The organism is uncultured Psychroserpens sp., from assembly GCF_947500255.1.
GTDB lineage: Bacteria > Bacteroidota > Bacteroidia > Flavobacteriales > Flavobacteriaceae > Psychroserpens.
The window spans coordinates 210,814-223,378 of record NZ_CANMRL010000002.1 but is presented as its reverse complement, the minus strand read 5'-3'; the positions used below and the strand labels follow the sequence as shown (position 1 = coordinate 223,378).

At 33.7% G+C, this 12,565-nt stretch carries 14 protein-coding genes; 10 read left to right on the top strand and 4 right to left on the bottom strand.

All coding sequences use genetic code 11. The features are described from left to right. Positions 1-59: 59 nt before the first annotated feature. Positions 60-422: a CoA-binding protein gene (locus tag Q0783_RS07730; RefSeq protein ID WP_298758185.1), complete on the top strand. Its 363-nt coding sequence runs from the start codon at positions 60-62 to the stop codon at positions 420-422. Here Q0783_RS07730 and Q0783_RS07725 read toward each other — a convergent pair. Continuing rightward, a complete protein-coding gene (locus Q0783_RS07725) occupies positions 409-1,869 on the bottom strand; it encodes a sodium:solute symporter (protein WP_298894330.1) in 1,461 nt (486 codons plus the stop codon). The two genes, Q0783_RS07730 and Q0783_RS07725, sit on opposite strands and share 14 nt — an antisense overlap. A gap of 145 nt (positions 1,870-2,014) precedes the next feature. On the opposite strand from Q0783_RS07725, the gene Q0783_RS07720 reads away from it, so the two are divergent. From Q0783_RS07720 to Q0783_RS07705, 4 genes are all read left to right on the top strand, one after another. Further along, positions 2,015-4,549 (top strand): T9SS type A sorting domain-containing protein, encoded by a 2,535-nt coding sequence (locus Q0783_RS07720; protein WP_298894329.1) that lies wholly within the window; start codon positions 2,015-2,017, stop codon positions 4,547-4,549. A gap of 100 nt (positions 4,550-4,649) precedes the next feature. After that, complete coding sequence (gene recR / locus Q0783_RS07715; RefSeq protein WP_298894328.1) at positions 4,650-5,267, top strand: recombination mediator RecR; 618 nt, start codon at positions 4,650-4,652, stop codon at positions 5,265-5,267. A gap of 7 nt (positions 5,268-5,274) precedes the next feature. Beyond that, positions 5,275-6,372: a glycosyltransferase family 2 protein gene (locus tag Q0783_RS07710; RefSeq protein ID WP_298894327.1), complete on the top strand. Its 1,098-nt coding sequence runs from the start codon at positions 5,275-5,277 to the stop codon at positions 6,370-6,372. Between the two features lie 91 nt (positions 6,373-6,463). Next, positions 6,464-7,783 carry a dihydrolipoamide acetyltransferase family protein gene (locus Q0783_RS07705; RefSeq protein WP_298894326.1) on the top strand — a complete coding sequence of 440 codons (1,320 nt, stop codon included), beginning with the start codon at positions 6,464-6,466 and terminating at the stop codon, positions 7,781-7,783. 82 nt (positions 7,784-7,865) lie between these two features. On the opposite strand, the gene Q0783_RS07700 is transcribed toward Q0783_RS07705, so the two are convergent. The 3 genes from Q0783_RS07700 to Q0783_RS07690 are packed head-to-tail and all read right to left on the bottom strand — an operon-like array spanning position 7,866 to position 9,058. Further along, positions 7,866-8,081, bottom strand: a complete 216-nt coding sequence (locus Q0783_RS07700; RefSeq protein ID WP_298894325.1) for a methyltransferase type 11 — start codon at positions 8,079-8,081, stop codon at positions 7,866-7,868. 28 nt (positions 8,082-8,109) lie between these two features. Beyond that, complete coding sequence (locus Q0783_RS07695) at positions 8,110-8,508, bottom strand: hypothetical protein (protein ID WP_298894324.1); 399 nt, start codon at positions 8,506-8,508, stop codon at positions 8,110-8,112. Between the two features lie 10 nt (positions 8,509-8,518). Next, positions 8,519-9,058 (bottom strand): RNA polymerase sigma factor, encoded by a 540-nt coding sequence (locus tag Q0783_RS07690; protein ID WP_298894323.1) that lies wholly within the window; start codon positions 9,056-9,058, stop codon positions 8,519-8,521. 177 nt (positions 9,059-9,235) lie between these two features. On the opposite strand from Q0783_RS07690, the gene Q0783_RS07685 reads away from it, so the two are divergent. The 5 genes from Q0783_RS07685 (at position 9,236) to rpmB (ending at position 12,542) form a co-directional block, all read left to right on the top strand. Then, positions 9,236-10,012, top strand: a complete 777-nt coding sequence (locus Q0783_RS07685) for a 3'-5' exonuclease (RefSeq protein WP_298894322.1) — start codon at positions 9,236-9,238, stop codon at positions 10,010-10,012. 9 nt (positions 10,013-10,021) lie between these two features. Beyond that, positions 10,022-10,633: a fumarylacetoacetate hydrolase family protein gene (locus Q0783_RS07680; RefSeq protein ID WP_298894321.1), complete on the top strand. Its 612-nt coding sequence runs from the start codon at positions 10,022-10,024 to the stop codon at positions 10,631-10,633. A gap of 3 nt (positions 10,634-10,636) precedes the next feature. Further along, on the top strand, positions 10,637-10,978 hold the full coding sequence (locus Q0783_RS07675) for an Hpt domain-containing protein (protein ID WP_298894320.1): 342 nt from the start codon (positions 10,637-10,639) through the stop codon (positions 10,976-10,978). Next, complete coding sequence (locus tag Q0783_RS07670; RefSeq protein ID WP_298894319.1) at positions 10,978-12,225, top strand: competence/damage-inducible protein A; 1,248 nt, start codon at positions 10,978-10,980, stop codon at positions 12,223-12,225. The genes Q0783_RS07675 and Q0783_RS07670 overlap by 1 nt, the downstream gene beginning before the upstream one ends. 80 nt (positions 12,226-12,305) lie before the next feature. Continuing rightward, a complete protein-coding gene (gene rpmB, locus Q0783_RS07665) occupies positions 12,306-12,542 on the top strand; it encodes a 50S ribosomal protein L28 (RefSeq protein ID WP_298894318.1) in 237 nt (78 codons plus the stop codon). Positions 12,543-12,565: the final 23 nt, after the last annotated feature.

Genomic DNA, 12,565 nt, shown 5'->3' with positions numbered 1-12,565 from the left:
AACATTTGAACCATAACAATATAAATTGGAACATTATTTTTGTCATAAATAAATGTATCATGAACAAAAAGACACTAGTGCTGGGTGCCTCAATTAAACCACAGCGATATTCTAATATTGCGATGAATAGACTAGTTAAATATAACCATGAGGTCGTAGCCATTGGTTTGAGAGAAGGAATAGTGTCTGGAGTTACTATAGATACACATTTAATGCCTTACAAAGACATACATACGGTAACTTTGTATTTAAATCCGGCACGCCAAAAAGCCTTTTACGATTATATCATAGGATTACAACCTGAACGCATCATTTTTAATCCTGGAACTGAGAATTCTGAATTTCAAAACCTCTTAAAACAAGCAGATATTTATTTTGAAGAAGCATGTACGCTAGTTTTATTGGGTACTAATCAATACTAACTTCCGATCTTTTTGAAATACATAGTAAGCCTAAAAAGGTAAGTAAACCGTTTACTATTAAAATCTCAAATCCTATTTGGTAGCCATTTAATAGATCTACAGAATACATATTTATAAAGTATGATACAATTGGAGCAACTATTGCAATAATCCACACGTATTTATCTTTTAAGTGCTTTTTTGTTAAAATTCCAAAAGCAAATAACCCAAGTAAAGGTCCGTATGTGTATCCCGCTGCCTTAAATAATTCCCAGATCACAGAAACATCTTTAAATAAAAGATCAAATAAGATAATAACGATAACAAGGATAACGCTAAATAAGACATGAATTTGTTTGCGAACTCTTTTTTGATCTTCTTTTGGTTTTTTATCTAACTCGATAATATCTATGCAAAAAGATGTTGTTAAAGATGTTAGTGCACTATCTGCACTCGAATAGGCGGCTGCAATTAAACCTAATAAAAAGAAAGCAGAGGTTACTACTCCAATTTCAGGTAACATCGCAATAGTTGGGAACAAATCGTCTTTTTTTGCTGTAATGCCATGCTGTGCTGCATATTGCGTTAGCAATAATCCTAATGTTAAGAAAAGAATATTCACAAATACTAAAATAACACTAAAACTCACCATGTTTTTTTGAGCGTCTTTTAAGTTTTTACAGGTTAAGTTTTTTTGCATCATATCCTGATCAAGACCAGTCATGGTAATTGTTATAAAGACACCAGCCAGAAAACTTTTAATAAAGTACTGCGCATCATTAACATCATCTAAGAAAAAGACTTTACTCAGTTTGCTTTCAGCAACATTATTATATAGTTCAGAAATACTGTTTAAATCCAATGCAGTTGCTAAAAAAGAAATTGTGACAACTACCGAAACTAACATAAAAAGTGTTTGAAGCGTGTCTGTGAAAATTATAGTTTTAATGCCTCCTCTAAATGTATACAACCAAATTAAGGCAATTGTAATGACAACAGTTACTGGAAAAGGAATATTGAAATTATTAAATACTAACAATTGCAAAACTTTAGCAACAAGAAATAACCTAAAGGATGCACCAACAGTTCTAGATATTAGAAAAGCGATAGAACCTGTTTTATAACTTGTCGTTCCAAAACGTTCTTTTAAATAAGTGTAAATAGACGTAAGGTTCATTTTGTAATACAGTGGAAGCAACACATAAGCAATGATGAGGTATCCAAAAAAGTATCCAATAACCACCTGAAAATAACCAAATTGCTTAGCTTCAACAGCTCCAGGAACAGAAATAAAGGTAACTCCAGAGAGAGAAGCGCCTATCATACCAAACGCTACTAGGTACCATGGTGCAGATTTATTAGCTTTAAAAAAGGCTTCGTTAGAATCTTCTTTTCCTGTGAAATACGAAATTAAAATAAGCACGCCAAAATAGGCTAGAATGAGTAAAATGATGGCGTTTGTCGACATAATTGAGGTTTTAACAGATTTTTGAATGAAATGTCTTATTTTAGCTAAAAAATTGCAAACAATATTAACTAATTAAAATTAAACTTAAAGAAAAGCTAGTGCTATGTGTTTTTCTATAGGCTAATTTTAACCTAAATTTATTTAAATGAAAAAGATACTTACTTTTTTAACCATCGCTTCTTTTTCCTTTACAGTATTCTCTCAGAACTATAGAGATATGATTGCTGAAGGCACCTACACTGTTGCAGAGATTATTACAGCAGCAGAATCTTATTTTGAAAACGCTGGTACTGGTCGAGGTACTGGATATAAGTCCTACAGAAGATGGCTTTATAACGCCGAGCGTAATATGGATGCTACAGGAAAATTAAAGTCGCCTGAATACTTTCAAGAAGAATTAGAAAATTACATTGCCTTACAAAATTCTAATCAAGATCAATTGTCTAGAACAACTGTAGGTACTTGGGAAGAAATGGGACCAACCTCATGGAATGCAACATCTGGTTGGAATCCTGGTGTTGGACGTATTACATCTATAGCTGTTGATCCAACAATGCTTACAACTATTATAGTTGGTGCAGAAACTGGAGGTATTTGGCGTTCTACAGATGCTGGACAAACCTGGACCGTTTTAACAGATAATTTATCAAATATTGATGTTTATGCAGTAGCGATAGATCCAAAAAATCCAACGCATTATTATTGGGGATCAACTGGTGGAACTATTTTTAGATCTACCGATTCTGGAGTTACATGGAATTTTTATTCTGATATTGGAAATGGAGCCGTAAATAAAATATTGATTGATCCTACACCTGGAAGTACCAAAATGTACTGTACAGCACAAGGTGGCGGGTTTCACAAATCATTTGATAATGGACAAAACTGGATACAGGTTTTTAGTGGTAGTGCCTATGATGTAGAATTTAAACCTGGAGATGCAAGTGTCGTATATGCAACAGGTTCTAGTTTTTATAAATCAACAAATGGTGGCGGTTCTTTTGCAGAAAACACTACCGATTTTAGTAATGGACCAAAAATGATTGGTGTTTCTGCTGATGACCCTAGTACAGTATATGTAGTTGAAGCAGATGGCGGAAGATTTGGTGGTTTCTATAGATCAACAAACTCTGGTGATTCATTTATCGGCTTGAGTCATGCCGGAAAAAATTACTTTGGTTATGAGACTTTAGCCGATGATAATCTAGGTCAGGCGCCTAGAGATATGGATATAGCTGTTAACCCTGCCGATGTGAACGAAGTACATATAGCAGGAATTAATACTTGGAGATCAATTAATGGAGGTGCTACATTTTCTATTACATCTCAATGGACTGTTGGTGGTGCTTCATTCAATAATATAGGGTATTGTCATGCCGATGTTGATATTTTAGAATTTGTTGGAAATAGTACCGATGGCTACAAATTATACGTTGGAACAGATGGAGGCTGCTATGTGGCAAATAATACAAGCGCTGTAAATAGCAATTACTATACAGATCTAACAAATGGTATTGGAATACGTCAGTTTTATAAAATTGGAGTAAGCCAAACAGATCCTGTTGTTGTCACTGGTGGTGCACAAGATAATGGTACATCTGTAATGGATGTTAATGGAAATTGGACAGACTGGTTAGGTGCTGATGGTATGGAAAGTTTTGTTGATAAGAACGATTCTCAAATCATGTATGGAACGAGTCAATTTGGATCATTTTATAAAACCTTTAATGGAGGTGTTAATCTAGCAGGAATTTCTCAGCCAGATGGTAAAGGAGGTCAGAACAACTGGAATTGGATAGTGCCATTCGAGCAAGACCCTATTGATGCTAATGTGATTTATTGTGCGTTTGATGAAGTATATAAATCTACAGATGGTGGTGGTACATGGGCTTCTATTTCACCAAATTATGGTGCAGATATTGATGACCTTAAAATATCTCCTGCAGATAATGATGTCATGTATATTTCTATTAATGACATATTATATCGTACTACTAATGGAGGTGCTATTTGGTCACAAGCTACGGGATTGAACTTAGGTTTTACTGCTAGAATTAATGATATTGCAGTACATCCAACAGATCCCTCAAAGGTAGCTGTAGCCAGTTCTGGATTTGGAGCTCAAAAAGTTTATTTAAGTACAGATAGCGGAGTAACATGGAATCCGCTAGGAACTGGATTACCAAACTTTACAGCCCTTGCTGTAGCATTTCAAGATAATGATGATAATGGTATTTACGTTGGTATGAACTATGGTGTTTACTATCTAGATGATACAACGAGTAACGCTTGGGTACCGTTCAATAATGGTTTGCCAAATGTTCGTGTTAGTGAACTGGAAATCAATAGCGCAGATGGTAAAATATACGCAGGAACTTATGGTCGTGGTTTGTGGAGATCTGATGTTTTTGATGCTACATTAAGTGTTTCTGAATTCGATCTAGAATCGTTTAATCTATACCCAAATCCTGCTAAAAATAATATAACTTTAAGTTGGGATAAGAGCGAGCCAGTATCGATTAGAATATACGATGCCTTAGGTAAGTTAATGTATTTTACTAAGAATAAGAATATTTCTGAACCGACATCTATTGATGTTTCAAACTATGCATCTGGTCTTTATTTTGTTAAGATCAATAACACTAATGGGTTTGTAACTAAAAAGCTTATTATAGAATAGACCAATCGTCTAACACAATATAAAACCACTGTGAGTTATCATGGTGGTTTTTTTGTACAATGTCTCTGTAAATTACATTACAAATTGTAAATTAGCAACTATGGAATTTTCTTCAAAATTACTAGAGAATGCAGTTAATGAAATGTCACAATTACCAGGAGTTGGTAAGCGAACGGCACTGCGTTTAGTATTGCATCTATTGCGACAACCAAAAGAGCAAACATTAGATTTTGCAAAAGCTCTAAGTACTATGCGTACTGATATCAAATTTTGTAAAAATTGTCACAATATTAGTGATACTGATGTTTGTGAAATTTGTGCCAATCCGAATAGAGTTGAAGATATTGTGTGTGTTGTAGAAGATATTAGAGATGTTATGGCTATAGAGAATACAAGTTCTTTTAAAGGATTGTATCATGTATTAGGTGGAAAAATATCACCAATGGATGGGATTGGACCTAATGAACTCAATATCCAATCACTAGTCGAGAAAGTTAAACAAGGAACTGTTAAGGAACTTATTTTTGCATTGGGCTCAACCATGGAAGGGGATACCACTAATTTCTATATTTATAAACAGATTCAATCTTATGATATAAGAACATCTACGATCGCTAGAGGCATTTCTGTAGGGAATGAGCTTGAATATACCGATGAGGTCACACTTGGTCGCAGTATTATTAATAGAATTCCGTTTGAAGCCTCCTTAAAATCTTAGTCCTTAATTGAAGCTATCCGTAATCATATTAAATTACAATGTGCGCCACTTTCTAGAGCTCTGCTTAAAAAGTGTCGAAGCGGCATTGATTAATATAGAGAGCGAGATTATTGTGGTTGACAATCAGTCATCAGATACTAGCTGTGCGATGATAAAAGAGTGTTTTCCTGAAGTAAAACTCATAGAGAACACGGCTAATTTCGGGTTTTCTAAAGGCAACAATATAGGTGTTGCCAATGCCAAAGGTGAATATGTTTGTATTTTAAATCCAGATACAGTTGTTGCCGAAGATACATTTGAAAAATTACTCACGCTATCAGAATTAAAAAATAAATTAGGGATACTGTCTTGCCGACTTATAGATGGTCGAGGGCGATTTTTACCAGAAAGTAAACGTAATATCCCAACACCAGCTATAGCAGTAAAGAAGATGCTTGGTTTATCTAGATCTTACTATGTGTCTAACTTAGCAGAAAACGGAACAGGACGAGTACCTATTTTTGTAGGCGCTTTTATGCTCATGCAACGTACTATATATAAAGAGGTAAATGGGTTTGATGAAGATTATTTTATGTATGGTGAGGACATTGATTTTTCTTATAAAGTTTTGAAAGCTGGATATCAAAGTATATATCATGGTGCCATATCTACAATTCATTATAAAGGGGAAAGTACGTTAAAGGATAAAACTTACGCTAAACGCTTTTATGGCGCTATGCAAATCTTTTATAACAAGCATTTCAAATCGAATAGTATTTTTGATACATTGGTTTGGTTTGGAATTAAATTAAGTCCGTTCTTTAGCCATTCTCCTGAACGAAATAATAAACAAATAAACCAGTATGTATTAGTTTCTTCGGAAATAAATATTGCATTAGAAACTGCTTTAAAATGTAGTTTAAAAGTTCAGCCTGAAATCGAAACATATGAGGACAATACAGAATATGTATTAGATAACAAACATCTTAGTTTTAAGTCAATTATCGAAATCCTATCCAATACACCTAAAAATTGTACAGCTACATTTAAAATTCTACCAAAAAATTCTAACTTTATCATCGGAAGTAACGACTCCAAAAGTAGAGGAGAAGTAATATTCTTTTAGATAATAATTATTTGAAATAATCTCAATAATTGTGTTGTTTTTTCATTAATTTTGCAATCAACAAACCAATTATTGACCTTAGATTACAGATATGGCAAAATTTGAACTAAAGCTTCCTAAAATGGGAGAGAGTGTTGCAGAGGCAACTATTACATCTTGGTTAAAAGACGTAGGTGATACTATTGAAGCTGATGAAGCAGTTTTTGAAATTGCAACAGATAAGGTAGATAGTGAAGTGCCTAGTGAAGTAGATGGTGTTTTAGTAGAAAAACTATTTGATGTTGATGATGTGGTACAAGTAGGTCAAACGATTGCAGTTATAGAAATAGATGGAGAGGCTAATCAACCTATAGAAACACCTAAGACAGAACCAGTTAAACACGAAGTCGCTGAGCCTGCTGCTGTTGCAGAAGTGACAAAAACAGTTGTTGTTGCTCAAGAAACTGTTGCTCCTGTGGTTAGTTCAGGTGATCGTTTTTATTCACCATTGGTTAGAAATATAGCAAAGCAAGAAGGAATCTCTCAAACAGAATTGGATGCAATTGCAGGATCAGGTAAAGATGGTCGCGTAACTAAAAATGATATGCTAGCCTATTTAGGTAGTAGAGGTACTCAGTCGGCACCTGTTAAAGAAGCACCTAAAGCAACACCTGCTCAAGCTAATGGTGTGGAGAAGAAAACAGCTCCAGTAGTCGCTAGTGGTGAAGATGAGATCATTGAAATGACTAGAATGGGTAAACTTATTGCGCATCATATGGTCGAATCTGTACAAACTTCAGCACATGTGCAAAGTTTTATAGAAGCCGATGTTACTAAAATATGGAATTGGCGTAATAAAGTCAAAAACGAGTTTAAGCAAAGAGAAGGAGAAAACTTGACGTTTACACCAATCTTTATGGAAGCTGTAGCGAAAGCATTACGTGATTATCCAATGATGAATATCTCTGTTCAAGGAGATTCTATTATTAAGAAAAAGCATATAAATCTAGGAATGGCAGCTGCATTACCAGATGGTAATCTTATTGTGCCAGTTATTAAAGACGCTGATCAGTTAAACTTAGTTGGAATGACCAAAAAAGTAAATGATTTAGCTGGTCGTGCTAGAGAGAATCAACTTAAACCAGATGATATATCGGGAGGTACTTACACAGTAACCAATGTAGGAACGTTTGGAAGTATCATGGGAACACCAATTATTAATCAACCTCAAGTTGGTATCTTAGCACTTGGAGCTATTAGAAAAGTTCCTGCTGTAGTAGAAACACCAGAAGGTGATTTTATTGGGATTCGTTACCGCATGTTTATGTCTCACTCTTATGATCATCGTGTTGTAAATGGTGCTTTAGGAGGACAATTCGTTAAAGCTGTAAAAGATTATTTAGAGGCTTGGGACTCGGATAGAGAAATTTAGTAAAAGCTTGTAGAGACAAGTATTTCAATATACAAAAGCACAATCTTAAGATTGTGCTTTTTATTTTTAGTCTTTCTAATTTTTATTCTAGTTCTTCACAAGAAAACCCTCCTGAGATTACCTCATTTATTATTTTACTCTCATCTAAGATCTTGTGAGCTTCAATTCTTAATACCTTGTCAACGTCTTCTAGGTCAATTGAGAATTGCTTTATTCCTAAAGTAGAGTTCAACATTTTCTTTATGTTATCTGCCTCTTTCTTTGTTTCTATATTCGTTTTAAATATATAGATATTCATATGACTTTTATGTTTTAAATAGAATGGACTAATCATTGGGTTCTTCTTTATTAGTTATACGATCTACATAATCTTCATAGGCTTTGTTTCCTTCTTCTTTCCAAAAGTTGTCATAATATTTCCACTTTGAAAACTCTCCTTTATGTTCATTTTTACAATTTGATTTTTTTGTAGATGATTTGTCTTTTCCTCCAAATCCACCACATCCACCTAAAAGAATTTTAAATAATATAAAAACACCAACAGCTTCCCAATAAGTAAGTGTTGTTAGCCCAAAAATCATTGGCATTAACCAATTCCAAAGCCACATGATTACAAAGCCAAACAGGATAGCTAATCCAGCTATGAATATCGTTCCGAAGATTATCATTCCGGCAATTTCTCCTGGAGATTTGCCTCTCATTTTGTGTTTAAAGTAATTTGACATGTTTTTTATTTTAACTAATTATTTCTTGTTTAGATTTTAAGTTTTTGTACAGTAGTGAAATAGCTCTATGCCTTCTAGACATTAAAGTACCAATTGGAATACCAGTTTCTAGTTCTATTTCTTTATAGGTATAACCTTCAAAGTCAATCGCTATAATTATATCTCTATAGTTGGGCTTGAGGTTAATAATTGCTTTTTTCAATTCTTCTTTCATTTGTTCAGGATATAGATCTGATGTTGTTTCATAAATTAAAGCTGCAAATTCATTTAACTTCGTTTCATTTTGAGAGTGATATTCTATGTTCTTCTTATTTGATCTTAAAATATCGATGATTTTATTCCTCATGGCACGATACACAAAACCAGCTACATTATTTATTGGAGAATATCTATCAGCACTTGTAAATAACTTTAAAGCTACATCTTGAATGATGTCTTCTGCATCTCTAGTAACACTAGCCTTTAAGTTAGAACTTACATAAGATTTGAGGGAAGAATACTCTTCTTTAAAAAAGGTGTTTAGTTTTTCGCTATTTTTTGATTGATTCATTCATTGTGCTTTTTTACAGCTCTCAATTATAAAGACGCAACTTTTTTAATCTATTGCATTTTTTACTATTATAAATTGACGAACTAGTTTTGATTCTGTTTCATAAATCAAAAGTTAATTTTACTGATTAAGTAAATATTCATTAATCTAATTACCTTTGTGAAAAATTAATAGTACATGCAACTAAATCTTACAAAACCCATCTGTTTTTTTGACCTTGAAACTACAGGAATAAATATTACCAACGATCGTATTGTTGAAATATCAATCCTAAAAGTACATCCTAACGGAAAGGAGGAAACCTATACCCAACGTGTAAACCCGACAATTCCTATTCCGCCTCATGTCACCTTAGTTCATGGGATTTCAGATGAAGATGTTGCAGATAAACCAACGTTTAATGAGATATCAAAAGAGGTGCATAATATGATTAAAGATTCCGATTTAGGAGGTTTTAATTCTAATCGCTTTGATATTCCATTGTTAGCAGAAGAAATGTTACGTGCCGATATAGATTTTGATATGAAAAATAGACAATCGGTTGATGTACAAACTATTTTCCATAAAATGGAGAAACGTACATTAAGTGCAGCTTACAAGTTCTATTGTGATAAAAATTTAGATGATGCTCATAGTGCCGAAGCTGATACATTAGCTACTTATGAAGTATTAAAATCACAATTAGATAGATATGACGAGCTGGAAAATGATACTAGTTTTCTTGCCGAATTTAGCTCGCGTAAGAAATTTGCCGATTTTGCCGGATTTATAGCTTATGATAAAGACGGACAAGAATGTTTCTCTTTTGGGAAGCACAAAGGTAAACGTGTTACCGAAGTTTTAGAAACCGAACCAGGATATTTTGGATGGTTACTCAATGCCGATTTTCCATTGTACACTAAAAAAGTACTTACAGCTATAAAACTAAGAGGCTTTAATAATAAACTGTTTTAAATCTAGAGAATGAAACTCATTTGTATAGGTCGTAATTATACAGAACACATTAAAGAACTGGAAAATGAAAGACCAGTTGATCCTGTTGTGTTTTTAAAACCAGATACCTCTATCTTATTAAAAAAACAGCCTTTTTTTATTCCAGATTTTTCAGATGATGTGCATCACGAGGTTGAAATTTTAGTGAAGATTAATAAAGTAGGTAAGCATATCGCTAAAAAGTTTGCTCATAAATATTATGATCAAATTGGACTAGGAATAGATTTTACTGCTAGAGACTTACAAGCACAATTAAAAGCCAAAGGTTTACCATGGGAAAAAGCGAAAGCCTTTGATGGAGCAGCAGTTGTAGGAGAATGGTTGCCAAAATCTGATTTTGAAAATGTTGATGATATTAATTTCAGTTTGTTCAAAAATGAAATAAAAGTTCAAGATGGAAACACGAGCTTAATGCTTTGGAAAATTGACGAAATCATAGAATATGTGTCAAAATATTTTACTTTAAAGATTGGAGATATTATATTTACGGGAACTCCGTCGGGAGTTGGCAAAGTTCTTGCTAATGATAAACTAAAGGGATATATCGAAGACAAGCAATTGTTTTCTATTACAGTAAAATAATACATGGAACAACATTACAAATTAGAACGCGTTCGCGAATTGGCAGATAATGATGCCGATTTTATTAAATCATTAGCCGAGGCATTTTTAGAAGAAGTACCTGAAGATGCAGAACGACTTAAAAAAGCAGTGGCAGAGCAAGATTTTTATAACGCTTATCAAGCTGCTCATAAAATGAAACCAACAGTAGACTTATTTGAGCTCGGTGTACTACACCACTTAATCGTTGTGCAAGATTGGGGGAAATTTGAAAAAGTAGGTGAAGACTGCTCTAAAGAATTACAACTTGTACTCACTGCAGTAGAATATGCTACTGCCGAACTCAAAAAAGACTTCAACTTATAATGCAAGCAGAAATTATTACCATTGGTGATGAGATTCTTATTGGGCAAATTATTGACTCGAATTCTGCATTTATAGCAAAGCAACTCAACAAAATTGGTGTATCGGTGTATCAGATTACTTCGGTGCAAGATGACAAAGCACATATTTTAAAGGCTTTTTCTGAAGCTGAAACTAATGCTGATATTGTCATAATTACTGGTGGTTTAGGCCCTACAAAGGACGATATTACTAAAAAAACAATCGCCGATTATTTTGAGGATACTTTGGTAGAAGATTCTTCCGTTAGAAAAAATGTAGAGCATATTTGGGAAGTCTATGTCAAAAAACCTATTATGCAAGTCAATCTAGATCAAGCTTTAGTACCTTCAAAAGCTGAGGTTTTGATGAATAAATACGGTAGTGCTCCTGGAATGTGGCTAGAAAAAAACGATACAGTATTTATTTCTTTACCTGGAGTACCTTATGAAATGAAAGCATTAATGGAAGATGAAGTCATTCCTAAACTAAGAACACGATTTCAGTTTCCATATATTAAACACAAAACGTTTTTAACCTATGGTATGGGCGAAAGTACACTCGCTGAGCGTATTGAAACGTTTGAAAACGAATTGCCTGATTTTATCAAACTTGCCTACTTACCTAGCTTAGGTCGTGTGCGTTTACGATTGTCTGCTAAACATAGAGATAAGAGTCTTGTTGAAGCTGAAATGGAAAAACAAACGCAATTATTATTACCACAAATTCAAGATATTTTTGTGGGATTTGAAAATGATTTATCCATAGAGGCTGTTATTGGTAAATACTTAACCCAAATAGAAAAAACAGTAGCTACTGCCGAAAGTTGTACAGGAGGTCTTATTGCAGAACGATTTACAGCTAACCCTGGGGCTTCGAAATATTTTAAAGGAAGCGTAGTAAGTTATACAAAAGAGGTAAAAGTCAATGTCCTTAACGTTTCCGAAGTATTGATAGATGAACATTCAGTGGTAAGTGGAGCTGTAGCAGAAGCCATGGCGAAAAATGTGAGATCTTTATTGCATACTGATTATGCGATTGCAACTACAGGTAATGCAGGACCTACAAAAGATGATACTGCTGAAGACTTAGGAATTGTATACATCGCTATTGCTACAAAAGATGGTGTATATTCTGAAAAATTCAGCTTTGGAAATCATCGTGTTAAAGTCATCAACAAAGCAGCAAATAAGGCCTTTGAAATGCTACAAAAAGAAATTTTAAAAAAGTAGCACTTTTAGTTTGTTGATATTGTAAAGTTTTATTAAATTTGCACCCTGTTTTAAAGAAACATAATTAAAGTTAGAAAGAAATGTCAAGAGTTTGTGAACTTACAGGAAAGAAAGCGATGGTTGGAAACAACGTATCTCACGCAATGAACAAAACGAAGCGTAAATTTAACGCTAACTTAATCAAGAAACGTTTTTATATTCCTGAGGAAGATAAGTGGATAACTTTAAAAGTATCGACTTCAGCATTAAAGACTATCAACAAGGTTGGTATTTCTGCTGCAATAAAAGAAGCTAAATCCAAAGGATTTTTAAAATAATAGCATAACGCGTTAAAGACACG

Bases quoted from the DNA above. Each gene is read 5' to 3' on its own strand.
- Q0783_RS07690 (WP_298894323.1), bottom strand. From the start codon at position 9,058: ATGAATCAATCAAAAAATAGCGAAAAACTAAACACCTTTTTTAAAGAA.
- Q0783_RS07700 (WP_298894325.1), bottom strand. From the start codon at position 8,081: ATGAATATCTATATATTTAAAACGAATATAGAAACAAAGAAAGAGGCA.
- rpmB (WP_298894318.1), top strand. From the start codon at position 12,306: ATGTCAAGAGTTTGTGAACTTACAGGAAAGAAAGCGATGGTTGGAAAC.
- Q0783_RS07725 (WP_298894330.1), bottom strand. From the start codon at position 1,869: ATGTCGACAAACGCCATCATTTTACTCATTCTAGCCTATTTTGGCGTG.
- recR (WP_298894328.1), top strand. From the start codon at position 4,650: ATGGAATTTTCTTCAAAATTACTAGAGAATGCAGTTAATGAAATGTCA.
- Q0783_RS07720 (WP_298894329.1), top strand. From the start codon at position 2,015: ATGAAAAAGATACTTACTTTTTTAACCATCGCTTCTTTTTCCTTTACA.
- Q0783_RS07685 (WP_298894322.1), top strand. From the start codon at position 9,236: ATGCAACTAAATCTTACAAAACCCATCTGTTTTTTTGACCTTGAAACT.
- Q0783_RS07680 (WP_298894321.1), top strand. From the start codon at position 10,022: ATGAAACTCATTTGTATAGGTCGTAATTATACAGAACACATTAAAGAA.
- Q0783_RS07695 (WP_298894324.1), bottom strand. From the start codon at position 8,508: ATGTCAAATTACTTTAAACACAAAATGAGAGGCAAATCTCCAGGAGAA.
- Q0783_RS07675 (WP_298894320.1), top strand. From the start codon at position 10,637: ATGGAACAACATTACAAATTAGAACGCGTTCGCGAATTGGCAGATAAT.
- Q0783_RS07705 (WP_298894326.1), top strand. From the start codon at position 6,464: ATGGCAAAATTTGAACTAAAGCTTCCTAAAATGGGAGAGAGTGTTGCA.
- Q0783_RS07670 (WP_298894319.1), top strand. From the start codon at position 10,978: ATGCAAGCAGAAATTATTACCATTGGTGATGAGATTCTTATTGGGCAA.
- Q0783_RS07730 (WP_298758185.1), top strand. From the start codon at position 60: ATGAACAAAAAGACACTAGTGCTGGGTGCCTCAATTAAACCACAGCGA.